This window comes from Pedobacter zeae, assembly GCF_014196715.1.
Classification (GTDB): domain Bacteria; phylum Bacteroidota; class Bacteroidia; order Sphingobacteriales; family Sphingobacteriaceae; genus Pedobacter; species Pedobacter zeae.
Genome location: NZ_JACIEF010000002.1, coordinates 1,100,438 through 1,126,538, shown reverse-complemented (window position 1 = coordinate 1,126,538; position 26,101 = coordinate 1,100,438). Strand labels below are relative to the sequence as shown.

The window sequence follows — 26,101 nt, the reverse complement described above, 5'->3', positions numbered from 1 at the left end:
TATAAGCTGCAAATTAAAGCTTTATGAAAAAAATACTATTACTCATTTTGGCTGCAGCAGGCCTTTTGTATATATCATGCAAGAAAACCGGTCATGAGCATGATGGACCCGGTGAAGTTTATGGTAAATGGAAACTCACCGAAGCGATGCAGGATCCCGGTGATGGAAGTGGCAGATATAAAAAGGTAACCGGCGAGGCCAAATACCTTGTTTTAAGCAAATCGGCAGATAACGCCGGTAAATTTGAAGGTGATGCGCTTCCGGATTTGTTTTCTTTCAGGATTCTGGACAGTGTAAAAATGGAAGTTTCCAGTAATACCTATAAAACGCCATTGATTTATTATTACAAAGTTTCGGCAAAATCGCTGCAGCTTAACCCACCCTGTTTCGAAGGTTGCGGGTACAGGTTTGTAAGAGAATAACAGCCTGGTAGATCAAGCAGTAAAAAATAATTTATTAGAAGCAGCAGTTAATAAAACCCTTCTTTAACTAATTGTGATCACCATTTGATTAAGTTAAATATACCCGCTGTTAGCCCCTAAGCCTGTCGAAGACCTTTATCTGTCTACAACAAAAATATTTGTCCTTCAACAGGCTCAGGATGAACGGTCATTTTTAAACAGTCAAACTATCCCAGATCACCTGGTAAACATCCGGTGCATACAAGGTTTTACCAACTGCTTTGGAAGTTACCAAAACCGGTTTAAACTGATCGGCCACATGAATGCGGCCATGTGATCCTTTAACCAGCGTAGCATCTAGCGGGATTACATCCATCACATAACGAAAACCGGCTTTTTTCCTTAAAAGTTTATATCCTGCCCTCAATTTAGAGGTCATAAACATTTCTACAGGATCGTAACCAGGCTTTTTATGGATATCTACCACCCTTGCATAATCAGGTGCTTTGGCATCATCAAGCCAGAAATAATAGGTAAACCAGCTGTTTTCTTTGGCCATCAGCACCAGATCGCCTGAACGTTCATGGTTGATGTGGTGTTTTTTCTGTTCTTCTTTATCTAAAACCAGCTCAACACCGGCTACGTCTTTCAATAAGGCCTTCACCTGTTCCGTCACGCTTTTATCGTTAATGTATACGTGTGCAATCTGGTGATCGGCCACGACAAAAGCTTTTGACGCACCTGCATCCAGGAGTTCCAATCCTCTTTCTTCGCGGATCTGGATCCATCCCTTTTCCCTGAACAGGCGGTTTAAATGAACAGGATGATTTACCGGGGCTATGCCATATTCGGAAAGTAAAATGATACGCGCACCTTTTTCTTCATAAAAGCGCACCAGATCAGAAACCACCGCATCAATTTCCTGCAATTCGGGCTTGATTTGTGCTAAGTCTGGTCCGAATTTTTGTAAACAGTAATCAAGATGTGGCAAATAGATCAATGTAAGCGTGGGGTTATGAAGTTTTTCGGTTTCCATTGCCGCATCGGCAATCCACCGGGTTGATTTAATATTGGCTCCCGGCCCCCAGAACTGGAACAATGGAAATTGCCCTAGCTTATCCTGCAGGTAATCGCGCAGTTCGGCAGGTTGCGAATAACAATCGGGCAGTTTACGGCCATCGGCCAGGTAATTGGGCCGTGGTGTAACCGAATAATCAACCGTAGAATACATGTTATACCACCAGAATAGATTGGCACAGGTAAAGTTTGGATCTTCTTTTTTGGCCTGATCCCATATTTTTTCGGCATTGACCAGTTTGTTCGACTGTTTCCAGAATTTAACTTCTGCATCGGTATCATCGTACCAACCGTTACCTACAATTCCGGTTTCGGAAGGGAATTTCCCGGTAAGGTAACTCGATTGCATCGAGGTGGTAACTGCCGGCAACAGGGGTTCGATGGTACTGAAGTGGTTTTCAGAAATATATTTTTGGATAAAAGGCGTATGCGCTCCTATTACGGATGATGACAGGCCTACGATGTCGATAACAACGGTTTTATGCATGATCTACTGTTCTAATAATGTTTTTACCCAGGCCAGTTCCCTGATGATGGAATCGTTTAAAGGTGCTTTTAAAGTTGTTGGCAAAACCTCCCAGGTATAGGTTTCTACTTCCAGATGGGCTGTAAAAGAGCTTTCTTTCTGCAGGTTCAGTACTTCGGCAATATCGCTTTGGGTAGATTGGATCAGGCCCATATCTTCTACAAAGATCGGGACGTGGAAATGTGCGCGCCATTCTTCTACCGATACATCTCCGGCCGCTGCCAAAGCCTCTGCAAGATCGGGATACCGCAATAAAGTGCCATTGTTTTTACGCGCAATTACCTGGTGCAGGTAAGTAGGTTCATCAAAACGGCTCAGCTCATCCAATACTGCTCGGCGTTCAGGCATTGAAGCCGGTAATTTTGCCTTCAATGCAGCGCTGATCTGGATTTTGCCTATTTTGATACCTTTCTGCCTCAATTCGTTAATAATAGCCGTATGCGGTTCGTACCCGATGGCAAAATGGCAAACATCGTAACACAAATAAATGTGGTTTTTAATCAGTGTTTCATTATTTCCGGCAGGTAAAAGTACATTTTCGTACCAATGGATAAATTCGGGTCCGGATTCAAGGAAGCCATCAGGTTCAGGCTCAATATCCAGGTGGATGAGCTTGCCACGCTGTTCCTGTATTTGCTGCAGGCCTTTGGCAACTTTTACAATATTGGCAGTCGCCTTATTTGTAGCGTTTTCTCTTGCCCCCGCATCGGTAAACCAGGGTTTATAACTCAAAGGGGAAGTGGAGATGCCACCGTCCATATCGTCCGGAAGCAGCTGAGAAAGGATATGAGCCAAACGGAGGGTATACGCTACCCTGTCTTCGGTTGTCCAATCGGGTGCATGTACCTGGTCTTTAACCCTCGTGTGATGGAACCCGCCATAAGGAAAACCGTTCATCGTAAAAACATAACCCCCTTCGTCCTGAAGCCATTGTTTAAAAACCATTAAATGGTTTTGCTCCAAAAGTTCAATACTGGCAAGGTTGGAAAGGCGTAAACCAATTCCGAGGGGCGAACCAGGCGATAACCCGGCTTTTAGCTTCGGGAAACTATCTTTCAGTACGGCAAAATGTGTTTCCCAGTTTTCTCCAGCGTAAATATTGGTACAGAAAGTTAAATGTCCGGAATTTAATTTCATTGCTTAATGTTGGATAATGGCCGTTTGGTTATTTAAAATCCCGGCTGCCTGTTTTAAAATCTGTGGGTCTATTTCGTGTACTTCCTCTCCACTGCCAATGCCGGTAAGCAGGGTAATGGTTAATTGGCCGCCAAGGTGTTCACGGAACTCCTCCAGTCCCTGCAAAATCGGGCTATTACTTTCATTAACCTGTAACAAAGGGTGTGTTAACTCAAAACCAAGTGCCTGGATCAGGTTAATTACCCGTTGTGCCTCTTCGGCTGTAATTCTTCCGGATAAGTTCGAATATACGCTATCCAAAGCGATACCCATTGCCACGGCCTCTCCGTGCCTTACTTCAAAATTGCTAAGATATTCGAGTTTGTGGGCACTCCAATGGCCGAAATCCAGCGGCCTGGCCGAGCCATTTTCAAAAGGATCGGCACTACGGATGTGTTCCAGGTGTAGTTTGGCACACTTCCAGATCTGGTCATTCATGGCTGCAGTATCCCGTGCGGCAAGTGCTGCTGCATTGGCTTCGAGCCACTCAAAAAACTCGGCATCTTTAATCAAAGCCACCTTAATGGCCTCGGCAATACCCGAACGCCAGTCACGGTCAGATAAGGTACTTAAAAAAAGTTCGTCGTTAAAAACAGCAACGGGTGGTGAAAAAGTACCCAAAAAGTTCTTTTTATTAAAATAGTTAATGCCATTTTTTACCCCAACGCCCGAATCATTCTGCGAAAGAACCGTACTCGGAATCCTGATGTGTTTAATGCCCCTGTGTGCAATCGTAGCTGCATAGCCCACCATATCGAGTACAGCACCACCACCAATTGCGGCCACAAAAGAATGGCGGTCTATACCATGTACGTTAATGGATTCCAATACCTGGTCGAAATAGCGGGTATCGTTCTTCACCTGTTCACCCCCGGGAATGACCAGGATATCCTGAACCAGCTGTGTTTTAACGTATTTAGAGAAATAGTTTTTAATTTCAGTAATAAGGCCCTGGTGCGCTTTGGCTACCCCTTCATCAATTACAAATAAAATTTTCTTTACAGTAACCGCAGGGTTTAAATTGATTAAAAAATTGTTCAGCAAATCGTTTTCAGGTGAAAACAGTGCTGAAGTAAAGAAAACATTGTAGTTATATTGTACGCTGAAAGATTGATGTAAATGTTCCATAATTGGATAATCTGTGTATGGTTTAGGTAACAGCAAATAATTTAGAGAGCCACAACGATAGGGGCAATAAAGCCGCGATGATAAAAGCAAGGGTCAGGGCATCGAAAGTTACCGCCCAGGCAGCATCCATCAAAATCAGGGATATTACGCCAGCTTTAACGGCTGCACCGATATTTTTGCCAATAGGCTGACCAATTGCCTTCAAAAGCGGCCTGAAAATCATAAAAGTAAAGGGCACCAGGAAAAGCAGCGACCACAGCAACCTCTCGTTTACAAAAGCAAAATAAGCAATCGCAAAAATTACTATTGCATAAAGAAAGGCGGCCAGGTACAAGTTTTTAGCATGGCCTCCGTGAACTTCGCCACGGCTCGTCATGGTGATGGAGAAAATATAGATTACCGGAATAACCGCTAAATAATAATGACTGTAAAGCAATTCCGGCACAATACTTAAACCCAGCAAGAGGTTAAATCCCCGGCATAAACCCATATTAAAGGGGCCTAAAAAAGAATGGTGCTTGCTTAGTTTGTTATACAGCAAAGCGAAAACGGCTACTAAAAACGCAAGTATACCGGAAGTAAAACTATTTAAGGATGCAAATGCAATTCCAGCCAAAAGTAAAAGGGTACCAAAAATGGTTGCATGCTGCAAACTGATCAGGCCACTGGGAATGGCCCGTTCCGGCCGTTCAACTTTATCGAGTTCGGCATCAAATACATCGTTAAAAACAATGCCTCCACCATATAAACAAGCTGTTGATGCGGCCAAAAGCAAAATGGAAAGCCATGGAACGGAAAATCCGCTGCTTAAAACTCCCGAAATGGCAATTCCCGCTAAAATATCGGCTACAGAAGTAACAATATTGGCAGGACGCATCATGCGCAGGTAAACAATTATTTTTTTCAATGCCATTTAGCTGATAATGATCGAAGATTTATCGGGTTTTGGTTGCTGTCCGCCACGCAAAATGGTATTGCCTTCAAATTTCTCGGTAAGGTCTACAGCCGCATTAAAATCGGCCTCATCAAGCTGTCCGCTTTGAGCAAAAGCGGTAATTGCATTGCGGTAGGTAACGAGTTCAATTTCTTCATCGCTTAAACCCCGTAATTTCATTAAGGCCGCAGTTTTAGGTACGGCCAATGGGTCGCTAATACCCCAATCGGCAGCCGAATTTACCATAATGCGTTCTGCACCGTATTGTTTTACAATCTCTACCATACGCTCGTTACCCATTTTGGTAAAAGGATAAATGGTAAAGGCAGCCCAGAAACCACGGTCTAAAACCTCTTTTACCGTTTCTTCATTGTTATGGTCTATAATCACCTGGTAAGGATCGAGGCCATGTTCTAAAGCAATATCCATACTCCGCTGGGTACCTTTTTTCTTATCGCGGTGTGGCGTATGCACCTGTACAGGCAAACCGGCTTCTTTGGCAAGTTCGAGCTGTAACCTGTAGTATTTCTCCTCGGCAGCGGTCTGATCGTCGAAACCGATTTCGCCAATGCCTACCACCCCTTCTTTATAGATAAATAAGGGCAGGATCTCCATAACCTGCTCGGCCAGGCTTTCGTTATTGGCCTCTCTTGAATTAAGCCCGATGGTACAATAATGTTTAATACCGAACTGTGAAGAACGGAAACGCTCCCAACCAACCAAACTGCTGTAATAGTCTCTGAAACTGTCTAATCCGGTACGTGGCTGGCCCAACCAGAATGCAGGTTCGATTAACCCAACAATACCGGCATCGGCCATGGCCTGATAATCATCCGTAGTTCGGGAGGTCATGTGAACATGCGGATCAAAAAATTTCATCCCCTTTACAGCACTGATATCGAAAGCCTCAGGCTCCCCCATCATTGCTTTATCTCTTGCGATTGAGCTACTACAACACATCTCTTTATCTTAATTTTTTAGGTTATATTGAATTCCAGGTTAAGCTTCCATCGGCCAGGGCCAATTTCAGTTCCGGGAAGGTATTGATAAAATCTTTGGCCTGCGGGTAATCCGATCCGGCTACAGCCAGTGCAATGGCACGCTGTTCGGTCGGGTTATAACGCTGTAGACCAGTCTTGAGGTCTTCAAAAATTTCGGCGTTGATAAATTTAGCGACCAGGCGCCACAACTGTGGATTTACTTCCCTGCCTGCCGCCCAGCGTTCTTTGGCATAATCTACCAATGTTAAAGCCAGCTGAAGATTGGCACGCTCATCCAGGCCTACAATACGTTTAATATTTTTTTCGGTAAAAAACGCCTTTAAAACAAGCTGGTTCCAGGCCGCCTCATCGAGATTTGCCGCCGGATACGGATTATTTTCCATAATGGCTTCGAGCACAGACCCAATATTGCTCCTGATCCCTTCGGCGCAGCGTTTCACCCAGCATCCGGGATGCGCCAAAAACGGCAGTGCCGAATATAAAGCTACAGCCTCGTTCACCTCGGCCGACAGGAATAAACGCTCAATGTTTGAAAATAAGCGTTCTTTATCGCCAGGATCCAAACCTGCCAGCAACCACACACGGCTCAGCCTATCAATGGTCCAGCTACGGATATAACCAAAGCCTGCTGTATCCAGTGCCTGTTGCTGATCTCCGGTAATGGTAACCGGTAACTTGCCTGTTTTACGCGGCAACATCACAAATACTTTGCCTAGCTGTGCCCATTGGTCCTGAGATTGCATAAAAGCTTCCAGCCAATTTTCGGCCTCCGGATTTATATTGTTTTTAACAACAGCGCCCATTATTTCTTTCACCGCCTTCATATGATTACCGCTCATAAATAAAATCTCCCTCAAGGCACTTATGCCGTTATACCGGCAGAAACAAAATAATTGATCAGGAGTGCACCTGCAATAATCAACAGGCCAAAGAATTCGCGCGTTTGCTCGATATAAGGTTTCGTTGCCTGCATGCTCTGCACAAGGCTCTCGCGCCTGTATTTGGTAATCCAATCGCGCACACCATCTTTTGCAAAGAAAAGGATAACCGCATAAATTAAATAAAAAGCAGTTAAAAACAGGTAAGCAAAAGGGTAAAATTTACCAGCTGCAGCTAATCCGCAGCATATTGCGGCACTTAAATAGATAGACACCCATAAGAAAGCATCGTTATCGTTAAGGTTCACATAAGCAAAACCCAAAAATGAGATACAAAAAATAATGTTAAGAATAATTAAAAGCATTTTGAGTCATTTGGTTTAAATAAGCTAATCGGTTGCCCGATTCTTTCATTGACAAACAAAGTTATTTAAACAGAATGCTTTTTTTGCTTAAAATATGTAAATTATATACTGCTATAAAATTTTTTTTTGATTAAAACAGCACCAGTTCAATCAAACAATAACCTCATATTCAATAATTTAAAGATAAAAAACAATCAATTTACCGATCAGCGGGCACAAAACCATTTTTTCGCATCCATTCGTAGCAGCTTATAAACCAGCTGTCTTTATTCTCTGCATCATAAAGGCCAAAGCCATGGCCTCCGGTTTGCAGGATATGCATTTCACTTTTAACCTTTGCTTTTAGCAAGGCATCGAAAAACTGCAAACTGTTTTTCACCGGTATTACCTCATCATCGGCTGCATGAACCAGGAATGTTGGCGGCGTAACCTGGCTTACAGATTTATTGGTGCTGTATAATCCCAATGTTTCGGGGCCAGGGTTTTTTCCTATTAAATTTTCCCGGGTGCGTGGTATCTCCGGATCATAAATAATAACCGGGTAAAGTAAAATCATAAAATCAGGACGGAGCGAGGTATTTTCTTTATTATCGATCACTACCCTGTTTAACTGCGTGCCCGCTGTTGAAACTAAATGGCCACCTGCCGATAGCCCCATCATTCCTATCCGGTTAGGGTTGATATTCCATTCGCCGGCGCTCCGGCGTAACGTTTTAATCGCCATTTGAGCATCCTGCAAAGGGCCGATTGTTTTGTCGATCATAATTTTATCGCTGGGCAGGCGGTATTTCACCACAAAGGCAGCTACTCCCAGCGCATTAAAAGCCCTGGCCATTTCAATGCATTTTTTGGGCGCAAGAACAAAATAACCACCGCCGGCAAAGAGGATTACAGCCGTTCCGTTGGCTTTATTTTTAGCAGGAAAATAAGCCTGCATGGTGGGTTTACTTACATTTTTAATCAAACCACTGCTATCGGTTTCTTCCGTATAATCGGCAGGGGTTTTCTTTGAATTTGGCACCCGTTCCGGGTAGAGCTGAATGGTAAGATCCTGGGCATAACAAAATGACACGGATAAAATAGAAAAGAAAAAAATAAAGGCGCGGTTCATGTAAAAGGCTTTAATTGATAACCCGATAAAATTAAGCCCTGTTTAACCGGAAACATGTGCAGAAATGCGCTATTTACCGGTGCATTTTTCTGAACGTTAAAGGTTGCAGGCCATAAGCAGATTTAAAGGCCCTGCAAAAAGCACTCTCGTTTTCGAATCCACTGCCCCAGGTGATTTCGTGGATGGGTTGATCCGTATTTTTAAGCAAATCGGCAGCCTGTTTTAGTTTTATCCGGATCAGGTATTGGTGTGGGGTAACCTTAAATACAGATTTAAACTGCCTGATGAGCTGGGGTACCGATAAACAAGCCATACTGCCCAGTAATTTTAAATCAGGTTTTTCCATAAAAGTTGAATGGAGATAATCTTTCGCAATACACAGGCGCCGGTAAATTTCGATTTTTGAGGATGGCTTTATGGCCTGCACCCCAGCTATTTTTTTTGTATCAGATTTGAGGGTACTGATCAGGTACCTGAGTAAAAAAACCAGTTGTTCTTCTGTACCATCGTTGTAACCATTATGCTCGAGCTGCGAAATAAGCTTTCCCAGTTGCAACTGTAATTCCGGGCCGGTATCATTCAGTGTCTGAAAAAATTCGGGTTGCTTATTATTGCTGTAAAACGGGTTATCCAATAGCTCCGTTTCACTTTTCAAGGTATCGTCAAATACCCGGGCCGCAAAATCTTTCTGAAAAAAAACCGATAGCCCCCTTACCTTATCGTGGGTATCGATCTTGCAGGAATAATGCTGTTCATCGTTTAATACCAGGAACTGCCCCGGCCTGATGGCCAACCGGCGTTTATTTACCCCGTACCACTCCTCTCCTTTTAATATCGTTTTGAACGAAAGGCAACCTACGTGGTCATCGCAAAAACTGTAACTGCTCAGCGTATTGAAAACAACATTATGGGTTTTAAATCTTCCGAAATGAAGATCCTTATCAAAATCAGGGCTGGAATGATCCGGTAACGAAGTTAAATACATTATTGATCCTATTTTTTTACTACAGGTTAATACAAGATACTCATTACCATATTAAAGATCAAATCAGCAGTCGAAAGCGCCACGCCTAAGCAGCCTTATTCTATCCTGGTATTACTCAACATAAAGAAAAGGATATAAAGCGCTTAAACCTATCCAGTTTTAATTATTTAGCTTCACTGTTAATTTTCAAAAACCAATTTCAGAATATTGGCCAGCACGGGGTTATGATCATCGGCCCGCCAATTGATCAATAAGTCGGTTTTAAAAGGCAGCGGGATAAAGCGCAGCCCCGGGCTTTGATGGTGCATATAAGAATCGGGCAGGATGGCAATGCCCAGGCCTTTTCTAACCAATGCGATGATGGTTGAGCCGAATTCGGAGTGCAGAAACACATCGGGAACAAACTCGTAAGATTTAAAAAGGGCCTGGATGATCTCGCTGTAACTGCTCCCCTCATCTTTTGTGGGCAGGATAAATTTCTGTTGCTTTAAGCTTTCGGTTGATAAATCACCGAAACCTTTAAAAGGATGATCTAACGGAACCACGAGCGCCAGGTGATCGGAATGTATTGTTTTCGACCTGATGCCCGGTTCTCTGTTGATATCGCGGGTAATGGCAAGATCTATTTTATAATTTTTCAGGAATTCCAGTTGGTTTTCGTACAAAACCTGCACCAGTTTAATCTGCAGCTGTGGGAATGCGGCCGTAATCTTCGCTAAAAGATCGGGCATGAGCGATGCAGATATCGAATCGGGATGCGCAATGGTTATCGTTCCGCGCTCGCCCAGGTGAAGCTGTTTGGCAAACTGGTGGATGTATTCGATTTCATTTAACTCCAGCTCCCATTTTTCTTTTAAAAATTTCCCTGCCGGGGTGAGTTTCACATTCCGTTTATTACGCTCAAAAAGCTGCAAACCCAGCTCATGTTCGAGCGACTGTATCTGCCGGCTAAGGGCTGATTGTGTGATATTTACCTTTTCTGCCGTTTTCCAATAATGAAGCTGCTCCGATAAGGCTAAAAAATACTTGATGCGCTGAAGATCCATTAATGCAAAATACACATTAATAAATGAAATAATAGCATTTTAAATCATTTAATAACTTCCTACATTCGCAGCATGGAGCAGCAGATCACAATCGAAAGGGTAAACGTTGCCGAGGTTAAAAAACTACAGGAAATCGGGAGATTCACCTTTTTTGAAGCTTTTGCCGAAGTAAATACGGAACAAAACATGAGCAATTACCTTGAAAACCATTTTTCAGAAGAGCAGCTGGAAAACGAACTGAACAACAGGGATTCCCAGTTTTATTTTGCCCGCGTGAAAGAAAAGGTAATTGCTTATCTAAAAATCAACCTCGGCGAAGCGCAAAATGAAAAAATAGATGATGCACTCGAAATTGAACGGATTTATGTATTAAAAGCATTCCATGGTAAGGGAGTGGCACAGGCCCTCTATCAAAAAGCAATTGATATTGCTCACCAAATGCAGCTGGGAAAGGTATGGTTAGGTGTTTGGGAAGAAAATTACAGGGCTTTAAGATTTTATGAAAAAAACGGTTTTACAGCCTTTGGCAAACATGCATTCTGGCTGGGCGATGACGAACAAACCGACCTGTTGATGAAAAAAGAATTGGCCAGCACAAACGAATTAAAAACACATTAATGGAAAAAAGAACGCTTTTTCTTATTTTACTTATCCTGGGCACCGCTTTCTGGGGCATTTCCTTTCCGGTTACCAAACTGGCTATTGGCCAAAGTCAACCACTTTTATTTTTATGCTACCGTTTCTTTTTGGCAACCATGGTTTTATCGGTAGTTTTTTGGAAACACGTTAAGCAAGCCAAGGTAACATCCATCAAAACGGGTGCAGGCCTGGCCATTCCGCTTGTGCTCGGCATTTACCTGCAAACGCTTGGCATTACCCATACCGCTGCTTCGCAGTGTTCGTTTGTTGCCGGAATAACGGTAGTGATGATTCCAGTGATTAAACTCGTTATTTACCGCAAATCGGCGCCCTTAAAAATATGGATAGCGGCATTTACGGCACTAATGGGTTTATTTATGATTTCGATCAATGATCATCTCCGCATCGGAACCGGCGATCTTTATACCATTATTGGTGCATTTTGTTTTGCCATCTACCTGATACAGGTTGAAAAAGAATCGAAAGCAGCTAACATTGTGCCCACCATTGTACCCATGTTTGCCACCTGCGCCCTATTTACCTTTTTATTGGCCACTTTTCAGGCCGATACGGTATGGTTACCGCAGCAGCCAACCTTTTGGCTGGGTATTGTTTTCTGTGCCTTGTTTTCAACGGCCTACATGTATACCATATCCAACATCGCCCAAAAGTACATCAGTGCCGAAAGGGTATCGATCATTTATCTTTTCGAGCCGGTATTTGGCGCCTTTGCTGCACATTTTATATTGGGAGAAGAAATTACATCGAGGCTCTTAATTGGTGGCGGGATGATATTTTTGGCCACACTGATCTCCGAACTCAGGTGGAAAATGCCAAATCAACTGGCCATACCAGGCCTGTTAAAGTGGAAAAAGGACCAAGGCTAATTTTTTGAAGCCACCCAAATGATCGATATATTCGTACAATGGAACCTATCGTACTGGACCGATCGCAGGCACGGAAAATCATTTTACAAGCAGCCGGACTTTCAAAAAAAGCACCGTTCGGGATGGGAATCGATGCTGTTTACCTGGTAATTGACCATCTGGGCTATGTACAGTTAGATACCAACTATGTGGTAGAACGTGCCCACCACCATGCCCTGTTCTCCCGCGTTCCCGATTATCAAACAGAATGGCTCGCGCAACTTGGCGAACAGGGCGATATTTTTGAATACTTTACCGCTGATGCCGGCTTTATGCCCATGCACGATTTTCGCTTTTCCTTACCGGTTAAAAAGGCGTTTGCAACACGCGATACTTCCTTAACGAAAAGAGAAGCTGACCTGATGAACCAGATTTTAGACCAGGTGGAACGCGATGGAGCGGTGATGGTTGGAGATTTTGAGAACGACCGTGTAGAGGCAAGTTCGGGCTGGTGGGACTGGCGGCCGGCAAAAGTTGCACTGGAAAGACTTTACCTCGAAGGTAAACTGATGATCAGCCGGACCAGTGCTTTTCAGAAAGTTTATCACCTGCCATTAGATAGGGTACCTCCGGATATCGATCAGACCATGCCTACCGGCGAAGCTTATGCACGTTATGTGATTAACCGTACACTCGGCGCTTTGGGAATTTCTTCCATAAAAGAAATGGCATGGCGCTCGCGCCGCGTAAAAGGCAACCTGGTAAAAACAGAGCTGGAAAAAATGGTCAGTACCGGCCTGGTGAAGCCTGTTATAGTAGAGGGCGTAAAAACTAAATTATACATGCGCGCCGGCACAGAGACTCATGTGAGTTTAGAAGATGAGGTTTTTATCCTTTCCCCTTTCGATACGCTTAATGTATTCCGTTCGCGCTTAAAAGATTTTTTCGATTTCGATTACCAGATCGAATGTTTTGTTCCGGCGCCAAAGCGAAAATTTGGTTATTTTTCACTCCCTATCCTGGCCGGAGAAAAATTTATTGCCAGGATGGATGCCAAAGCCGATCGTAAACAAAAAATACTAATTGTTCACAACCTCCATTTTGAGCCTGTTGAAATTGGGAAAGAAACCATCCATAAATTGGTATGCCATCTAAAAGAATTCATCCTGTTCAACAAATGCAGAGATGTGCAGTTTAAAAAAACCAACAATAACAATTTACTGGCATTAATTAGCAAAGAATTTAAGTAACAAAAATATTACTTTACAGGAAGTGGTAATCCTGCTACACTCGGCCAAAGTATCAGCACAGATTAGGAATGCTTTAAGGGACGGTAACCGGATAAATCCTCCCCATTAGGTCTTGCCATTTTCCACCAGCTAACAGTTCTGTCTTTTTTTCTCCCCTCTTGGTATGCGCCGTCTGACTGCTCAGTCAGGAATGAAAATAGAAATAGATTATGCTGGGAAAGGCAATTTCCTCAGCCTTAATACAAGGAATTTCATTTAATTGCTTGCTGATGTACATGACCAATTGCCTCGGGTCGGAAGCAAAAATAGGCATCCCCTGAAAATGTAGACTTTTCGCCCTGTCATCAGCGAAAACCTCTACCAATTGATTGGCCTTATATTCAAGTGATATTCCAGAATCCATGTACACCGTCGTAATATCATCCCTACTATCGCCAACAACCTGCATTGCTTCAAGTACAGTTTTTAAATCGTCCTGACTGAAGAACTCGCTGAATTGATTGAAGGTATCAAGTAATTCCTGTTCCTGCTGCTGCGAATTTTCGCTCCTTTCTGCGGTGATGGAGCCGAGTTCATCGTAATATGTTTGTAGAACTGATTTATCCGTCAAAAATTCTATCGGCCCCAAGCCGATCAACGGCAATAGCTCCCAAAACGGCGAATGTGAAGTATGCTTACTCATATCACGAAGTTAAATATTATTTAAAGAAACTTATAAAGATTAGTGAGTGGTTACTATCCTGTCCGTTTTTGCTCCCTGCCACTGCCGATTTGGCCTTAGATCCATTTCGCAGCAATAGCGGTAAAGCATCAGCAATTTTCGGCTTTTTTCAGTTAGCTGTTACTTTTATCATATTAACTGATTAATACAGCATACCTCTTTATTGCCTATGGCCGTCACATTGTTACTCTGTTCCGCTATTTCCTTAGCCGCATCAAACTTGTTTAATAAGAAGAAGCCATAAAGTATTTTTTGTGGTATATTGGTGCAACATCCTTAAATAATGTTTGTCTTTTTTAAGCAGGTACATCAATCATCTAAAACAGTATAAGCCCTTGGCCCGATATGAAAAAAGCAATTATTACCGCGCTGTTTGCACTGATCAGTGCTGCCTGTTTGTCGCAAACGTTATCAAAAACAGATTTTATGGAAGATCTGGAGTTTCTAAAAAAAACCTTACCTCTTAAGCATACCAATCTTTTTGCCAAAATAGACAGTAACCAATTTAAAAATAAGGTCGATCAGGTATCCATGAGGTCGAACGGGTTTGACAGGAACCGCTTTATTGTCGAGCTCTTCAGGCTAACAAAATCCATTGGCGATGAGCATACTTTTATAGAAGTAAATTTCACCAAAGTTTTGCCTGTGCAATTCGAACTTTTTAAAGAGGGTTTATTCGTTGTAGGCATCGATCCGGCAAACACTTCGGTATTGAACAGCAAATTAGAAAGCATAAACGGACATCCGGTAAACGACATATTGGCCCGTTTCAGAGAAATTATCCAGGATGAAAACCCCATGTATTTTAACGACCGGCTTTTGCAACACCTTAACAACCCGGTATTGTTAAATGGCTTAGCGCTGATCAGTAACGATTCTACCGCAACATTTACCTTAAGCAACGCAGCTGGCCAGGTACAAAATATTAAGCTTAAAGCCGTTGCCGGCAAAGATGCCACAAAACTTAACCTGGCGCAATCAGGCAACAACCTGCTGTCGCATCAAAAGAACAGCAATTACTGGTTCGATTACCAAGCAGATACAAAAATCCTCTATTTTAACTATAGCGATTGTAGCGAACACGCATCCTATCCCTTTGCAAAATTTGCTGAAGAACTTTTCACTGTGATCGACAAACAAAAACCCAATAAAATCATACTCGATCTGCGCAGCAACGGTGGAGGAAATTCTGCCATTTTAAATCCTTTCATTGAGAAAATAGCGGCCAGTTATTTAAATAAAAAAGGCAAATTTTATGTACTCATTGGCCCGCATACTTTCTCCTCAGCCGTAATGAACGCCGTAAGGATCAAGAGAAATACCAATGCTATCCTGGTGGGTCAGCCCAGCAGCGGTAATATTAACGGGTATGGCGAAGTAAGGGGCTTTGCATTGCCAAAATCAAAGATCATTGTGGCCTATTCTACCCGGTATTGGGAAAACTGGAAAGGGAAAAAAGGTCCGTTAAAGCCCGATAGCTATGTGGACTATTCGATTAAAAACTACATCAAAGGAAAAGATGAAGCCCTGGCCCAGGCAGATAAAAGCTTCGGGCTATCGAAGCCATAATTTTTTAGTCTTTGCTTAACTTAATATTTATCGGGTTTCAAAAACCAAATTCATGATAGCTTCCTCAGCGAATTTCATCGTCCTATCCTGCTCAAGGGCAAGGCTGAATAACCACAAGCTTCCTTATGTTATTAATCATTCCCATTTCTTAAATTTGATTAGCCAAAACCAAACCAATGACGATTAATTCTTTTTCCAAGCCACACAGCGCACAAAACGTTACCGATTATCCGAATAACAATACTTATTTTCTGGTCTGGAATTTCAGGGAAGAGGCCGGTCTGGTAACAATCAAATCAGTTTTTCAGCGCATATGTGCCCTGGTGATTAACCTTAATAATTCTGCGTTAAACCGCTTTCCCGATGCAAAGGCCAGCTGCGTAATGGGCATAGGCTACGATGCCTGGCTGCAGCTTGACCTGCCTCAACCCCTGCCTAAAGAGTTGAAGCGGTTTGAGCCGGTAACCGGTAGCAAACACACGGCCGTAAGCACCAAAGGCGACCTGCATTTCCATATCAGGGCTGATCATAAAAGCCTTGCTTATGATATGGCTGCTGCCATTTCTGAATTGATGAGCCCTGTTGCCGATGGTGTAGTGGAAGTGCAGGGTTTTCGTTATTGGGATAGCAGGTCTGTTTTAGGTTTTGTAGATGGTACCGAAAATCCGCATGGTGCAGACCGCGATCGTTTTGCCATTATTGGTGGCGAAGATCCCTCCTACCAGGGCGGAAGCTACCTCTTTGTACAACAATACATCCATAACCTCAGGGCCTGGAAATCGCTTCCGGTAGAAGAACAGGAAAAGGTAATTGGCCGATCTAAAGAACAGGATATTGAAATGAGCGACGAGCTAAAGCCCAAAAACGCGCATATTGCCCTGGCCAACATTGGCGACGATTTTAAGGTGGTGAGAGATAATATGCCTTTCGGAAATGTAGCCACCAATGAGATGGGTACCTATTTTATCTGTTACGCCAGCACTTTCAGCACGGTAGAGAAAATGCTGAACAACATGTTTATCGGCAACCCGGAAGGAAATTACGACCGTATACTGGATTTTAGTACCGCGAAAACGGGATCGCTATTCTTTGCCCCGAGTTTGGAGCTGCTTGACGAATTTGGAGGTTGATGTAATACCGGCCTGGCAAGGCTTTGTAAATAATAACAGGAAAAAGATTGATAATCGCTTTCAGCTATTTACTACCTGTTCCATTGGTTATCACATTAAGGTTTTCAGAAACAACTGCTATTGCATGTGAAAACATTAAAACCAGGATCTTCCTGATGGGTTTCAGGGGATGGAAGAAAGTTAACTTTCTCCAATAGTTTAATCGAATGGTGGTTTTCCTGATGGGTAAACGCCACTATTTTTTGAAATTTCAACCACTGAAAAGCATAAGAGATCACTTCCTTGATGGCTTCGGTCATAATTCCTTGCTTTTGGAATTTTGGCATAAGCTCGTAGCCAATTTCGCCACTGTTTTTTTCATCCGAAAAGTTAAAAAGGCAAATGGTCCCTACAAATGTGTTGGTTTTCGCCAGGGTAATGGCCCAATAAATGGAATTGTTTTTTTGAATATGCTCGTTAACCTTATTGATAAAATTGGTTGCATCTTCAATGGTCTTGCTCGGCTCTCTTGCAAGATATTTATTGATTTCCGGATCAGAACGCAAAGCTAAAATATCCTGCTGGTCGTCTGTTGACAACTGCCTAAGGGTGAGCCTTTCTGTTGTTAAAATGGGGAAAGGGGTAAAATTTCTTTTGATCATGCGGTCTGCTACTTTTCAGGTTGTTGGCATCACTAACTGACTGCCCACTCAAATATAAACGAAAGCCTGAGATTAATGAACAGGTTACCCTGTTATTTACTTTGAAACTGCTAAGAGTAGTAGAAATAGCGCCAAAATTTATTTCTGCTTGCTGCGCGCCAGAACAGCGCTTACAGTCATGGCTGGCGATCACAAAAATCACTTTATACTGACAAACTGCAACTGGCTTTGCAGAAATAAGAATTAGATTTGTTTGATGAAAGCGATCCTCCTGCACAAATTTGGCCAACCTGAAGCGTTACAGTTTAGCGAGACAGCGAAACCCGTTATCAATAACGATCAGGTATTGATTAAGGTAATTGCTGCAGGTATAAATCCTGTTGATGCAAAGATCAGGTCGGGCTTACACCGGTCATCTAAAAGTTTACAGCTACCGGCTATTTTAGGAAAAGATGTAAGCGGTATAATTGAACAGGTAGGCAGTAATGTTTCGGCATTTAAAATTGGGGATGAAATTTTCGGAATTGTAAATGGCAGTTACGCAGCATATACAACAGCAAGCCCTGACACTATCGTAAAAAAACCAGCTCATGTTTCATTCTATGAGGCGGCGGCTATACCGACTGCCGGATTAACGGCTTATCAGGCTGTTCACGAACAATTACAGATCAAAGCGGGGCAAAAAGTATTGATACAGTCTGCTGCCGGGGGCGTTGGTCACCTAGCTGTACAATTTGCTAAATTTGCCGGTGCTTATGTTTATGGAACGGCATCTGCTAAAAATGCAGCTTTCCTTTCGGAACTGGGTGTTGATGAAATCATCAATTATAAAGAACAGCAATTTGAAGAAATTGCTACTGAACTGGATGCCGTGATGGATACCATGGGCGGCGAAATACTTTATCGCGCCATCCAAATTGTTAAACCGGGTGGTAAGGTGGTATGCCTGCCTTCATCTACCAAAGACGATCCGATTGCCTTAAAAATGGCTGAAGAACGGAATATTGAATTAATATGGCCAATGATGCAACCCAGCAAAGAACAATTGCAGTTATTTGCCACCTGGCTTGAAAAAGAAAAGTTAAGGGTTAAAGTAGAAAAAGTTTTTTCATTAACCGATATGGTCAGCGCCCACAAGACCATTGAGTCACATGGGGTTAGTGGAAAAATTGTTGCCAAAATATCCTGAGGGCGTTTCGGCCTGTTGTATTCGCTTATACCTAAAGTGCAGTGTGACCCGGACAGTTTAAAACACTATTGATAAAAAGTGCTCCGATCCCGATCACACTGCTGCTCATAAAATTTGCATACCATAAAAACGGCCCTGGTGGGCAGCCATGTTACTTTAGGCACTGGTGTTACCTGATGCATTTCCGCTCAGGTCGCCGTTAACGTCTTCTTCATCGTCAGTTTCGCCGCTTAGGCCCCGCTGCACATCATTCTCCTCCATTTCATGATCATCATTTGGGCTTTGTTTTTTCTGGGCGTCCTGGTTTTCGTCTTCCTCCTCTTGGGGTACTTGTTTTGGATCTGTATTCATCATCACTAATTTTTTATTTAAACAACAGCACCAGCCCGCGAAAGGTTTAGCAACCATTGCAAATAGTGATGATCCGGTATTTCCCGCTGAATTTTTTGGGTATTAACCTGATCGAAAACAGGTATTAATCCTGCCAACCATATGATGGATTACCTGTTTTTTAGGTATCTGTTTACTAAAAACAAAATACCATGAAAAAACTAAGCCTTATTTTAAGCTGCCTGGCACTTTTAACACTCGCCTGCAGTTCCGACCGTAAAAACGACAGTACCGATTCGCTGATGAACGACACTACGCAAACGGATACCAGTTCGAACCTCAACCAGGATACTTTAGGAAGCGATACAACGCAGGATACCACCATTCGCATGCAGTAAGCCGGTTTGCCTATCCGGATAGAATACCATTAAACATTAAAAACCCTAAAGCATTAACAACAATTATCTGATTCAAATGGATATTAAGAAATTCAGTTCTCAATTGGAGCATAATGCCAATGCTTTAAAATCGAGAGCGATCTTGTTCACTAAAGATGAGGATGATGCCGACGACCTTGTACAAGATACGCTGATTAAAGCCTACAGATTTTTGGAACGTTTCCAAGACGGTACAGATTTTAAAGCCTGGCTGTTTGTAATTATGCGCAACACTTTTATCAACAGTTTCCGCAAAAAACAAAGATGGTCAGCGGTTTTTACCCCGCAAAGTGAAGCAGATAATAACCTTTTATACGGTGCGACCAGTAACCAGGCAGAAAGAAACTTTGCCGGCAGGGATATCGCGGCTGCTTTGAACCGCCTGCCCGACAGCTATCGGGTGCCTTTTGTGAGGTATTTTGAGGGTTACCAATACCAGGAAATTGCTAACGAGCTGGGACTGCCACTGGGCACCGTTAAAACCCACATTTACCAGGCCAGGGCAATCCTGAAAAAGAACCTGCGCAAATACCGGGAAGATTTGCCCGGAACTTAAACCTGGTAAATACGACAGCAAGCATTGATGATAAAAAGGGTTAAAGGGCATTTGCTTTTTTAACCCTTTTTTATTTAAAATTTAAGTGTGCCTTTACAGAACTGCTTATTTCCTACTAAACGTGATGGCAGGAAAATGTAAGATTACCCAGGATTTTCACTTGGGCAGGTCAGCAGCTACCGTAAAAATTCCTCAAACTTCTTTACTTAAGATAGGGTTGTTTAGATAAAAGCAGAAAGTATGAAACCGATGTCTATTTGGGCGGCGAATGCCGCAGCTGAACTACAGCATATTGATACGCTTGCCTTGGTCTCCGAACCGGTAGGGGTATCCCTTAGTCTGGGCAGTGATTCGCTTTGGCTGGTAAAACGCTGGCCGGATGGAGGCAAGATTGCTTTTAGAACCGCTTTTTCTCCTTCCGGGAAACTCCGCATCACTAAAATGGACCAACAGGGCACCAAAATATTGGTGAGCCTGGAATGCTCTACGCTAAAATACGAAGTGATGGCAGCGATCGATGAAGGCCAGAGGTTGCTCAGGTACACGGTTAGTGCGAGCCCGAAAATCTCATTGAACCTTCCGTACTGGCCCAAAGATATGATCAGTTTAAACCAAAAAGGAAAAACCGGGACCCGGGGGACCATCCATACCCAGCAAAGGGGTACGCGGTCAGGCATTCTTTATTTCAACCAGGACCGGTCGGGATCGGTATTTTACTTTCAGAACCTGAGCGCCCTGAACCGGTATTGTGAGGATGCTCAATGCAGCGCCGGCGCTACTGTAGGCGGCGAATGGCCTGAAATCGGGTTTTCGCTTCCAGCCTCAAACGCCCCCCTGAAAAAGGATCAGACTTACATTTTCAGTGAAGCCCTGGTGAACTTTTCTGATCACCTTCCGGAATCGCCGGGAGAAATCGCGATCGATTATCTAAACAGGCTCTCTCTAACTTATTTGCAGCTACCGCGGCCGGAACGCTTTTACCTTAACTGGCTGGATATTGTTGAGAAAGGATTAAATGATTTAGTATACCATAAAGGCTGCTGGAGTTTTGCCGCCGGACACGCCTACCTCAATGCCTATGTAGCCGATTATAAAAATCCGCCTGAGGTGATGGTACAGCTTGCCGTATTACTGCCTATGATCGAATACGTGAACTGGAAAGGAGAAACCAATCATCAACTTATAGCGGAGCTGAAATCGGGACTGGAAAACTTCTATGAGGAAGACATGAAAACAATAGTACGCTGGTTGCCGGCCATGGAAGAAAACCTGGATCATTCGGAAGAGCAGAAAAAAACCCGCATTATGGATGCATGGTACCTGCACCACCCGCTAATGAATCTAGCTCGTTTGAGCGACCATGGGGATAAAATGGCGCATGACCTGCTCTTTAAATCAATCGGTTATGCTATGCATGTAGCCCAAACATTTAAGTATAAATGGCCGGTTTTCTATCAGATGGATACCCTTAATGTGATTAAAGCGGAAACAGCAGAAGGCGCCGGCGGCGAAAAAGACGTTCCGGGCACTTACGCAGACCTGATGTTGAGGATGTGGAAACTGACCGGCGAGAAAAGATTTTTTAAAGAAGCCGAACGGGCAGCCAAGGAACTGGTTGGCCTTAGCTTTGATATTTTTTATCAGGCCAATAATACAGCCTTTAGTGCAGGGGCAATGCTCAGGCTCTACAAAGAAACGGGAAACCAAAAATACCTCTACCTGAGCTATGTATGCCTGGCAGCGATTTTTGACAATGTACAACTTTGGGAATGCAACTATGGGCATGCGAAGAATTTCCCTACCTTTTTTGGCATTTTTCCGCTCCGGGATGCACCTTATACTGCAGCTTATGAAGAGCAGGAGGTATACGCAGCCCTTCACGACTACCTGGCTGAGGCTGAAGGCATTGACATCTTACCATCGGTAAGATTGCTGATAGCGGAGTTTATCCGGCATACCATCGGACGACTAGCCTACTACTATCCTACTATGCTAAAAAGCGATATGATTGCGACGAAAAGTAAAACCGGCGAAATTGATCAGCGCCTTTGGATTGCCCTGGAAGATTTACATGATGGCTGGGAACACTCAGGTGAGGTTGGCCAGGAGGTATACGGCGCCGGAATTGCTTTTGGCGTGATCCCGAAACAGTATCGTAAAGTTAAGGATGAACATTTTACGGTTTTTTGTGATTATCCGGTAGCCAGTTTCCGGAAAGTAAAAAAAACGCTCTATATGACCACAGGAGGTGATGCCAGGTTAGAATGCAGGCTGATCTTTCTGCTGGATGGCCGTCATCCCTACACTTTCAACCTTGATCTGGGTGACGAAATACCGGGTCCGGAACCGGTGAAAGTAACACCAGAACTGGTTGAGTTTAGCATTACAGGCAATCTAAAGGTCAAGGTTACCTGGACAAAAAAAAGCCCCTGAAGCAAGCCATTACCGGGCCAGGTTCTGAATTTATACGCCGGCTAAGAAAGGCCGTAGGAGCTGAATGGAAGGCCAAATGTGGCTTTTGGCGCATCAGGCACGGAGCATACTGAGGCCCGCTGCATTTTACGCATAGCCTGCTATCTCACTGCGCACGGCCAGCATTTCCTGTACCCGGTCGATCGCTGTTTTACTGGCCGTAATGAGATAAATTACCGTTAACCGTCCATTTTCTTTTGCCATGTCCATCCGCTCAATCTTTGCATCGGTTAACCGCACATCTGCCTCGAGTTGTTCAACCACCTTCATTTCAGCGCCGCTAAACGTAATGGTTATGAGCTTTTCGTTCCGGAGTCCCGAAACCATCTTTTCTACTTTACTAACCGTAAGCAGTATCATAATTGTAACTAAAGTTAACACCAGCGCCAACGCATGGTAACCAATACCCGCAGTCATCCCGATTGCAGCGGCTGTCCAGATGACGGCTGCAGTGGTTAAACCCCGGACGGAGATCCGGTCTTTAAATATCACACCGGCACCTATAAACCCTATTCCGGTAATAATATTGGCTGAAATGCGGTCGTCAGTACCAGCCCCGTGCCAGGAAACAATGGTAAAAATTGTTGATCCCAGGGTGATCAGGATAATGGTTCTGAAACCGGCAGATTTGTTTCGGTATTCCCGTTCAAATCCAATACATCCCCCACAAATTACCGAAATGGCCATGGCCATGATATGCTCAAATTCTATTGTAAAATCCATTATATAAGGTTGTTTAATTCCTGGCCCGATTGAACTGTCTTTTTTTAATCTCAAAGCAAAAAAAATATGCTCTTGTAAAAATAACAGGCCAAAAAGGATAAAGGTTTCTGAAATTAACGCAAATGTATGGTCAGCCTGAACGGAAGCCAAACACTAAATTGCGGTTACCAAGCTGCATTTAAGCAAAACTTCTTTGGCTTTAAGCGTGTTGAAGTGCAGGGATCACTATTTTTTTAAATAAAGGTTTACCGGTCAGTGCCCTTGAACCGTCTTCTTACAATATGCGGCCAGATACCGGTTGATCTCTCCGGTGGTCATGAGCTGTTTGTTGGTCACGGGCTTCGTTTTTTCCAAAAGGCATAGCCCCCAAAAATAGCATGTACCAATGTAAAAAAACATGATCAAAAAAATATTGAAATGAAAAAGCAAAGCAAAATATCAGCAGAAAAGCCAAACAACACTTCAGCCGGCTTAGAAAAACCGCGTTTACGTGGCTCTGGTTATACCTACGATGAAAAGGCAGAACCCAGCGACAAAAGTTCGCCGCTAAGCCCAGACAACGCAGATGAAGCCGTGGTTTTGCCTCCTTTAGGGCAAAAGAACAGGCCCTGACGGTCATCCACATTCGTTTTATTTTTCCATCGGGAATATGGATAGCGGCTTCATTTTCTGCCAGGCAGCTTAAATTAATTGCATGTGCGGCCTGATTTGCAAGTTAACCACATCAGATCGCGGCGGTTGTGCAATGCAGAAGGCTATTGCCCATGCGATGTCTGTTGCTTTCAGCATCTCTTGCCGCTCGATTTGTTCGAGCTTATCTTTCGAACTCCCCTCCTGAAGGTCTGTATCAACCGCCCCGGGTTCAATTAACGAAACTTTCAGCCCCTTGGGGTTAACTTCTTTACGCAATGCGGTTGCAAAGCCCTGGATGGCTGCCTCGGTAGCCACATAGAGCGAACTGTCCGCCTCCCTTACATCTGCACTCATGGAGCCCATCAGGATAAGCTGCCCACCTTCCCCCATTCTGGAAACAGCTTCTTTACTGCAAGCGATATAGGAAAGCAGGTTGGTATTTAAAACATACTGCCAATCATCATATTCGCCTTCCAGCACACTTCCGAATGGTAGTGCGGCATTATTAACCAAAATGTCTACACCTCCCAACTGTTGATCGGCAACTTCAAAAAGTTTTTTGATACCAGCCTTTGATGCCAAATCAACAACAAGGCCCATACAGGTATCATTTCTACCGGGATCAATAACATTCAAAGTCTCGTCAAGTTGCTGCTGGTGCCTACCGCAGATCAGGCACCGGCTTCCCAGAGCGCTCAATAAAATGGCTGCCGCTCTGCCAATGCCTGTGGTACCACCCGTGATGATAATTTTTTTATTTAAAAAAGCACTTCTGAAGTATGAATTGAAATCTTCCATAACGAAATCTGATTAAATTTTAAAACCACAGGCATCCATACTTTTTCTCCTGATTATACAAGCCGGATGAGAACAACTGTCTGGTATCCCTGTCTTTCAGGTGTAACTACCTGAGTGCAGATTTTAGTCAACCCAGGTTGATTTTTACCTGAAGAAAATAAAGCGCCAACAGAAGAAGAACAGTGGCAACCCGATCTACTGGAATGTCTGGATGAATCCACAAAATATAAACCGGACCATCATAAGCAACAGGATGCCAGGAAAAAGGATATCAAATATCTGACAACAAACGTTAACCCAGGCGTACATTTACACTGATAATTTTAAAATAAGATTCGTTTTCTTTTTTAACGATCAAATCCAGGTATTCCGGAAAGCTGACTAGGTTAGGCACTTCGTCTTCCAGAAAGGCGGCAAAAACTTCCAGATCGGTTGCTGCTTGAAGGATGAGTTCAAGCGTTTCGCTCGTTTTCCAGTTAACAGCTACGATTTCAGGATAATTACCCTGCAAAATAGCGGGGAATCCCTGCAGGGAAAAAACATTGGCAAGCTGCTCAGAAATTTCGTTAATATGGGGCTTTAATGCCTTATCGCGTGTATACCAGTTGTTATTCCCCTCACCTCTCCACATCACACCGGCGTAGGCCCCGTTCATCTGTACAGCATAACAATCGCCCTCATGTTTAACCACAGCCTGGTATGGCCGCCGGCCTTTATGCCAGTTAAACACATATCTTTCTTTAGAAAACGGCGCAAAATCAAACGCCTGCTGTGCGGCTTTTTGCTTTCTTAAGCGCAGGTAGATCCACATACCGGCCAAACCAAAAGCAACGGCCATTAATCCGATCAACTTATTGTCAGTCTTTTTTATCAATATATTTTCCATGCTTTTTATTTAAATGAACACCTGTTTTTTCAAATAAGTTTTAAGGGGATGGCACTTGGCAACAAGCTGATGGCTTTATTCGTGAGCTGCAAAATTAAGGTAAGCTTCATTTAAAAGTGCGTTAGGCACATCAGGCCATATGAATGGCCATTTCACCTGAAAGAGAGCGGAAAACCGACTGGCAGGCCCAAAATACTACCTCCGGTTGAGTTGCAACCAATGCGTGATCTACCTGAAAACCGGGTAGATATACTTGATTTAAAGTAGGCGTAATCAAGAGCAAACAACAAATAAAACACTGACAAACAAATACTTACAATATTATAACAGGAAGAAGCAGCTTTCCATAACCGGTTTTGAAACAAAACATAACACTTTTTCAGTCTGTTCTATCAGAAAATCTATAGTTATGAAAAAGTTAATTGTATTCATCCTGTTATCGGTATTCAGTTTCGGCGCTTTTGCACAAACCCGCCAGGATACCACGAAGAAGAAAACCGAAAAGAAAAGCAAGCCCAAGCAGATCCCCCAAAAAAAGCGGGATACGACCTCTCGGGACACCTTGAAGAGAGACACGATCAAACACCTGCCACCAAGGTAGCTGGTAAGGCCTGGGAAACCAGGCCTTTGTTG

At 43.4% G+C, this 26,101-nt stretch carries 28 protein-coding genes; 12 read left to right on the top strand and 16 right to left on the bottom strand.

Annotated features, from left to right (window positions below):
• Window positions 1-23 precede the first annotated feature (23 nt).
• Window positions 24-422 (top strand): hypothetical protein, encoded by a 399-nt coding sequence (locus GGQ60_RS11470; protein WP_183763894.1) that lies wholly within the window; start codon window positions 24-26, stop codon window positions 420-422.
• Window positions 423-615: 193 nt separating this feature from the next.
• On the opposite strand, the gene GGQ60_RS11465 is transcribed toward GGQ60_RS11470, so the two are convergent.
• The 10 genes from GGQ60_RS11465 to GGQ60_RS11420 form a co-directional block, all read right to left on the bottom strand.
• Window positions 616-1,965, bottom strand: a complete 1,350-nt coding sequence (locus GGQ60_RS11465; protein WP_183763891.1) for an alkaline phosphatase family protein — start codon at window positions 1,963-1,965, stop codon at window positions 616-618.
• A 3-nt stretch (window positions 1,966-1,968) separates the two neighbouring features.
• Window positions 1,969-3,141, bottom strand: a complete 1,173-nt coding sequence (eboE, locus tag GGQ60_RS11460; protein ID WP_183763888.1) for a metabolite traffic protein EboE — start codon at window positions 3,139-3,141, stop codon at window positions 1,969-1,971.
• A gap of 3 nt (window positions 3,142-3,144) precedes the next feature.
• Entirely contained in the window at window positions 3,145-4,308 is a 1,164-nt protein-coding gene (locus GGQ60_RS11455; RefSeq protein ID WP_183763885.1) for a 3-dehydroquinate synthase, read from the bottom strand.
• 22 nt (window positions 4,309-4,330) lie between these two features.
• Window positions 4,331-5,221, bottom strand: a complete 891-nt coding sequence (gene eboC, locus GGQ60_RS11450) for a UbiA-like protein EboC (RefSeq protein ID WP_260300594.1) — start codon at window positions 5,219-5,221, stop codon at window positions 4,331-4,333.
• On the bottom strand, window positions 5,222-6,202 hold the full coding sequence (locus GGQ60_RS11445; protein WP_183763882.1) for a TatD family hydrolase: 981 nt from the start codon (window positions 6,200-6,202) through the stop codon (window positions 5,222-5,224).
• Window positions 6,203-6,224: 22 nt separating this feature from the next.
• On the bottom strand, window positions 6,225-7,082 hold the full coding sequence (locus GGQ60_RS11440) for an EboA domain-containing protein (protein WP_183763879.1): 858 nt from the start codon (window positions 7,080-7,082) through the stop codon (window positions 6,225-6,227).
• A 23-nt stretch (window positions 7,083-7,105) separates the two neighbouring features.
• Window positions 7,106-7,486 carry a transmembrane 220 family protein gene (locus GGQ60_RS11435; RefSeq protein WP_167293666.1) on the bottom strand — a complete coding sequence of 127 codons (381 nt, stop codon included), beginning with the start codon at window positions 7,484-7,486 and terminating at the stop codon, window positions 7,106-7,108.
• A gap of 199 nt (window positions 7,487-7,685) precedes the next feature.
• Entirely contained in the window at window positions 7,686-8,597 is a 912-nt protein-coding gene (locus GGQ60_RS11430) for an alpha/beta hydrolase (protein WP_183763876.1), read from the bottom strand.
• Window positions 8,598-8,670: 73 nt separating this feature from the next.
• Complete coding sequence (locus tag GGQ60_RS11425; RefSeq protein WP_183763872.1) at window positions 8,671-9,582, bottom strand: helix-turn-helix domain-containing protein; 912 nt, start codon at window positions 9,580-9,582, stop codon at window positions 8,671-8,673.
• A 179-nt stretch (window positions 9,583-9,761) separates the two neighbouring features.
• The gene (locus GGQ60_RS11420; RefSeq protein ID WP_183763869.1) at window positions 9,762-10,628 is read right to left on the bottom strand and encodes a LysR family transcriptional regulator; all 867 of its coding nucleotides are present in this window, start codon (window positions 10,626-10,628) and stop codon (window positions 9,762-9,764) included.
• A 72-nt stretch (window positions 10,629-10,700) separates the two neighbouring features.
• Between GGQ60_RS11420 and GGQ60_RS11415 the strand changes: the two genes are divergently transcribed.
• Genes GGQ60_RS11415 through GGQ60_RS11405 form a run of 3 tightly spaced genes read left to right on the top strand, consistent with a single transcriptional unit; the run spans window position 10,701 to window position 13,383 of the window.
• On the top strand, window positions 10,701-11,246 hold the full coding sequence (locus GGQ60_RS11415) for a GNAT family N-acetyltransferase (protein ID WP_183763865.1): 546 nt from the start codon (window positions 10,701-10,703) through the stop codon (window positions 11,244-11,246).
• Window positions 11,246-12,154 (top strand): DMT family transporter, encoded by a 909-nt coding sequence (locus GGQ60_RS11410; protein WP_183763862.1) that lies wholly within the window; start codon window positions 11,246-11,248, stop codon window positions 12,152-12,154. The genes GGQ60_RS11415 and GGQ60_RS11410 overlap by 1 nt, the downstream gene beginning before the upstream one ends.
• A gap of 38 nt (window positions 12,155-12,192) precedes the next feature.
• Window positions 12,193-13,383 (top strand): winged helix-turn-helix domain-containing protein, encoded by a 1,191-nt coding sequence (locus GGQ60_RS11405; RefSeq protein ID WP_183763859.1) that lies wholly within the window; start codon window positions 12,193-12,195, stop codon window positions 13,381-13,383.
• A 184-nt stretch (window positions 13,384-13,567) separates the two neighbouring features.
• On the opposite strand, the gene GGQ60_RS11400 is transcribed toward GGQ60_RS11405, so the two are convergent.
• Window positions 13,568-14,065, bottom strand: a complete 498-nt coding sequence (locus GGQ60_RS11400) for a hypothetical protein (RefSeq protein WP_183763856.1) — start codon at window positions 14,063-14,065, stop codon at window positions 13,568-13,570.
• Window positions 14,066-14,449: 384 nt separating this feature from the next.
• On the opposite strand from GGQ60_RS11400, the gene GGQ60_RS11395 reads away from it, so the two are divergent.
• Both GGQ60_RS11395 and GGQ60_RS11390 read left to right on the top strand, forming a co-directional pair.
• Window positions 14,450-15,673: a S41 family peptidase gene (locus GGQ60_RS11395; protein WP_183763853.1), complete on the top strand. Its 1,224-nt coding sequence runs from the start codon at window positions 14,450-14,452 to the stop codon at window positions 15,671-15,673.
• 176 nt (window positions 15,674-15,849) lie between these two features.
• Complete coding sequence (locus tag GGQ60_RS11390) at window positions 15,850-16,803, top strand: Dyp-type peroxidase (protein WP_183763851.1); 954 nt, start codon at window positions 15,850-15,852, stop codon at window positions 16,801-16,803.
• 104 nt (window positions 16,804-16,907) lie between these two features.
• On the opposite strand, the gene GGQ60_RS11385 is transcribed toward GGQ60_RS11390, so the two are convergent.
• Complete coding sequence (locus GGQ60_RS11385; protein ID WP_183763848.1) at window positions 16,908-17,444, bottom strand: GNAT family N-acetyltransferase; 537 nt, start codon at window positions 17,442-17,444, stop codon at window positions 16,908-16,910.
• Between the two features lie 256 nt (window positions 17,445-17,700).
• Between GGQ60_RS11385 and GGQ60_RS11380 the strand changes: the two genes are divergently transcribed.
• Window positions 17,701-18,633 carry an NADP-dependent oxidoreductase gene (locus GGQ60_RS11380; RefSeq protein WP_183763845.1) on the top strand — a complete coding sequence of 311 codons (933 nt, stop codon included), beginning with the start codon at window positions 17,701-17,703 and terminating at the stop codon, window positions 18,631-18,633.
• A 156-nt stretch (window positions 18,634-18,789) separates the two neighbouring features.
• Here the strand turns inward: GGQ60_RS11380 and GGQ60_RS11375 are convergent, their stop codons facing one another.
• Window positions 18,790-18,987, bottom strand: a complete 198-nt coding sequence (locus GGQ60_RS11375; RefSeq protein WP_183763842.1) for a hypothetical protein — start codon at window positions 18,985-18,987, stop codon at window positions 18,790-18,792.
• A gap of 188 nt (window positions 18,988-19,175) precedes the next feature.
• Between GGQ60_RS11375 and GGQ60_RS11370 the strand changes: the two genes are divergently transcribed.
• The 3 genes from GGQ60_RS11370 to GGQ60_RS11360 all read left to right on the top strand — a co-directional run bounded on the left by GGQ60_RS11370 (window position 19,176) and on the right by GGQ60_RS11360 (window position 22,389).
• Window positions 19,176-19,361, top strand: coding sequence for a hypothetical protein (locus GGQ60_RS11370; protein ID WP_183763839.1), 186 nt, complete (start codon window positions 19,176-19,178; stop codon window positions 19,359-19,361).
• 76 nt (window positions 19,362-19,437) lie between these two features.
• On the top strand, window positions 19,438-19,956 hold the full coding sequence (locus tag GGQ60_RS11365) for a sigma-70 family RNA polymerase sigma factor (RefSeq protein ID WP_183763836.1): 519 nt from the start codon (window positions 19,438-19,440) through the stop codon (window positions 19,954-19,956).
• 240 nt (window positions 19,957-20,196) lie between these two features.
• On the top strand, window positions 20,197-22,389 hold the full coding sequence (locus GGQ60_RS11360) for a hypothetical protein (RefSeq protein WP_183763833.1): 2,193 nt from the start codon (window positions 20,197-20,199) through the stop codon (window positions 22,387-22,389).
• Between the two features lie 126 nt (window positions 22,390-22,515).
• Here GGQ60_RS11360 and GGQ60_RS11355 read toward each other — a convergent pair whose 3' ends face one another.
• Window positions 22,516-23,151 (bottom strand): MgtC/SapB family protein, encoded by a 636-nt coding sequence (locus tag GGQ60_RS11355; RefSeq protein ID WP_183763830.1) that lies wholly within the window; start codon window positions 23,149-23,151, stop codon window positions 22,516-22,518.
• A gap of 417 nt (window positions 23,152-23,568) precedes the next feature.
• Here GGQ60_RS11355 and GGQ60_RS11350 point away from each other — a divergent pair, with 417 nt between their 5' ends.
• A complete protein-coding gene (locus GGQ60_RS11350) occupies window positions 23,569-23,763 on the top strand; it encodes a hypothetical protein (protein ID WP_183763827.1) in 195 nt (64 codons plus the stop codon).
• A 69-nt stretch (window positions 23,764-23,832) separates the two neighbouring features.
• Here the strand turns inward: GGQ60_RS11350 and GGQ60_RS11345 are convergent, their stop codons facing one another.
• Together GGQ60_RS11345 and GGQ60_RS11340 are read right to left on the bottom strand one after the other, a co-directional pair.
• Window positions 23,833-24,582: an SDR family oxidoreductase gene (locus GGQ60_RS11345; protein WP_183763824.1), complete on the bottom strand. Its 750-nt coding sequence runs from the start codon at window positions 24,580-24,582 to the stop codon at window positions 23,833-23,835.
• A gap of 292 nt (window positions 24,583-24,874) precedes the next feature.
• A complete protein-coding gene (locus GGQ60_RS11340; RefSeq protein ID WP_183763821.1) occupies window positions 24,875-25,468 on the bottom strand; it encodes a hypothetical protein in 594 nt (197 codons plus the stop codon).
• Window positions 25,469-25,877: 409 nt separating this feature from the next.
• On the opposite strand from GGQ60_RS11340, the gene GGQ60_RS11335 reads away from it, so the two are divergent.
• A complete protein-coding gene (locus tag GGQ60_RS11335) occupies window positions 25,878-26,069 on the top strand; it encodes a hypothetical protein (protein ID WP_183763818.1) in 192 nt (63 codons plus the stop codon).
• Window positions 26,070-26,101: the final 32 nt, after the last annotated feature.

Bases quoted from the DNA above. Each gene is read 5' to 3' on its own strand.
- GGQ60_RS11395 (WP_183763853.1), top strand. From the start codon at position 14,450: ATGAAAAAAGCAATTATTACCGCGCTGTTTGCACTGATCAGTGCTGCC.
- GGQ60_RS11380 (WP_183763845.1), top strand. From the start codon at position 17,701: ATGAAAGCGATCCTCCTGCACAAATTTGGCCAACCTGAAGCGTTACAG.
- GGQ60_RS11360 (WP_183763833.1), top strand. From the start codon at position 20,197: ATGAAACCGATGTCTATTTGGGCGGCGAATGCCGCAGCTGAACTACAG.
- GGQ60_RS11365 (WP_183763836.1), top strand. From the start codon at position 19,438: ATGGATATTAAGAAATTCAGTTCTCAATTGGAGCATAATGCCAATGCT.
- GGQ60_RS11375 (WP_183763842.1), bottom strand. From the start codon at position 18,987: ATGATGAATACAGATCCAAAACAAGTACCCCAAGAGGAGGAAGACGAA.
- GGQ60_RS11430 (WP_183763876.1), bottom strand. From the start codon at position 8,597: ATGAACCGCGCCTTTATTTTTTTCTTTTCTATTTTATCCGTGTCATTT.
- eboE (WP_183763888.1), bottom strand. From the start codon at position 3,141: ATGAAATTAAATTCCGGACATTTAACTTTCTGTACCAATATTTACGCT.
- GGQ60_RS11410 (WP_183763862.1), top strand. From the start codon at position 11,246: ATGGAAAAAAGAACGCTTTTTCTTATTTTACTTATCCTGGGCACCGCT.
- GGQ60_RS11420 (WP_183763869.1), bottom strand. From the start codon at position 10,628: ATGGATCTTCAGCGCATCAAGTATTTTTTAGCCTTATCGGAGCAGCTT.
- GGQ60_RS11385 (WP_183763848.1), bottom strand. From the start codon at position 17,444: ATGATCAAAAGAAATTTTACCCCTTTCCCCATTTTAACAACAGAAAGG.
- GGQ60_RS11465 (WP_183763891.1), bottom strand. From the start codon at position 1,965: ATGCATAAAACCGTTGTTATCGACATCGTAGGCCTGTCATCATCCGTA.
- GGQ60_RS11415 (WP_183763865.1), top strand. From the start codon at position 10,701: ATGGAGCAGCAGATCACAATCGAAAGGGTAAACGTTGCCGAGGTTAAA.
- GGQ60_RS11440 (WP_183763879.1), bottom strand. From the start codon at position 7,082: ATGAGCGGTAATCATATGAAGGCGGTGAAAGAAATAATGGGCGCTGTT.
- GGQ60_RS11435 (WP_167293666.1), bottom strand. From the start codon at position 7,486: ATGCTTTTAATTATTCTTAACATTATTTTTTGTATCTCATTTTTGGGT.
- GGQ60_RS11425 (WP_183763872.1), bottom strand. From the start codon at position 9,582: ATGTATTTAACTTCGTTACCGGATCATTCCAGCCCTGATTTTGATAAG.
- GGQ60_RS11390 (WP_183763851.1), top strand. From the start codon at position 15,850: ATGACGATTAATTCTTTTTCCAAGCCACACAGCGCACAAAACGTTACC.
- GGQ60_RS11335 (WP_183763818.1), top strand. From the start codon at position 25,878: ATGAAAAAGTTAATTGTATTCATCCTGTTATCGGTATTCAGTTTCGGC.
- GGQ60_RS11405 (WP_183763859.1), top strand. From the start codon at position 12,193: ATGGAACCTATCGTACTGGACCGATCGCAGGCACGGAAAATCATTTTA.
- GGQ60_RS11445 (WP_183763882.1), bottom strand. From the start codon at position 6,202: ATGTGTTGTAGTAGCTCAATCGCAAGAGATAAAGCAATGATGGGGGAG.
- GGQ60_RS11355 (WP_183763830.1), bottom strand. From the start codon at position 23,151: ATGGATTTTACAATAGAATTTGAGCATATCATGGCCATGGCCATTTCG.
- GGQ60_RS11340 (WP_183763821.1), bottom strand. From the start codon at position 25,468: ATGGAAAATATATTGATAAAAAAGACTGACAATAAGTTGATCGGATTA.
- GGQ60_RS11345 (WP_183763824.1), bottom strand. From the start codon at position 24,582: ATGGAAGATTTCAATTCATACTTCAGAAGTGCTTTTTTAAATAAAAAA.
- eboC (WP_260300594.1), bottom strand. From the start codon at position 5,221: ATGGCATTGAAAAAAATAATTGTTTACCTGCGCATGATGCGTCCTGCC.
- GGQ60_RS11350 (WP_183763827.1), top strand. From the start codon at position 23,569: ATGAAAAAGCAAAGCAAAATATCAGCAGAAAAGCCAAACAACACTTCA.
- GGQ60_RS11470 (WP_183763894.1), top strand. From the start codon at position 24: ATGAAAAAAATACTATTACTCATTTTGGCTGCAGCAGGCCTTTTGTAT.
- GGQ60_RS11455 (WP_183763885.1), bottom strand. From the start codon at position 4,308: ATGGAACATTTACATCAATCTTTCAGCGTACAATATAACTACAATGTT.
- GGQ60_RS11400 (WP_183763856.1), bottom strand. From the start codon at position 14,065: ATGAGTAAGCATACTTCACATTCGCCGTTTTGGGAGCTATTGCCGTTG.
- GGQ60_RS11370 (WP_183763839.1), top strand. From the start codon at position 19,176: ATGAAAAAACTAAGCCTTATTTTAAGCTGCCTGGCACTTTTAACACTC.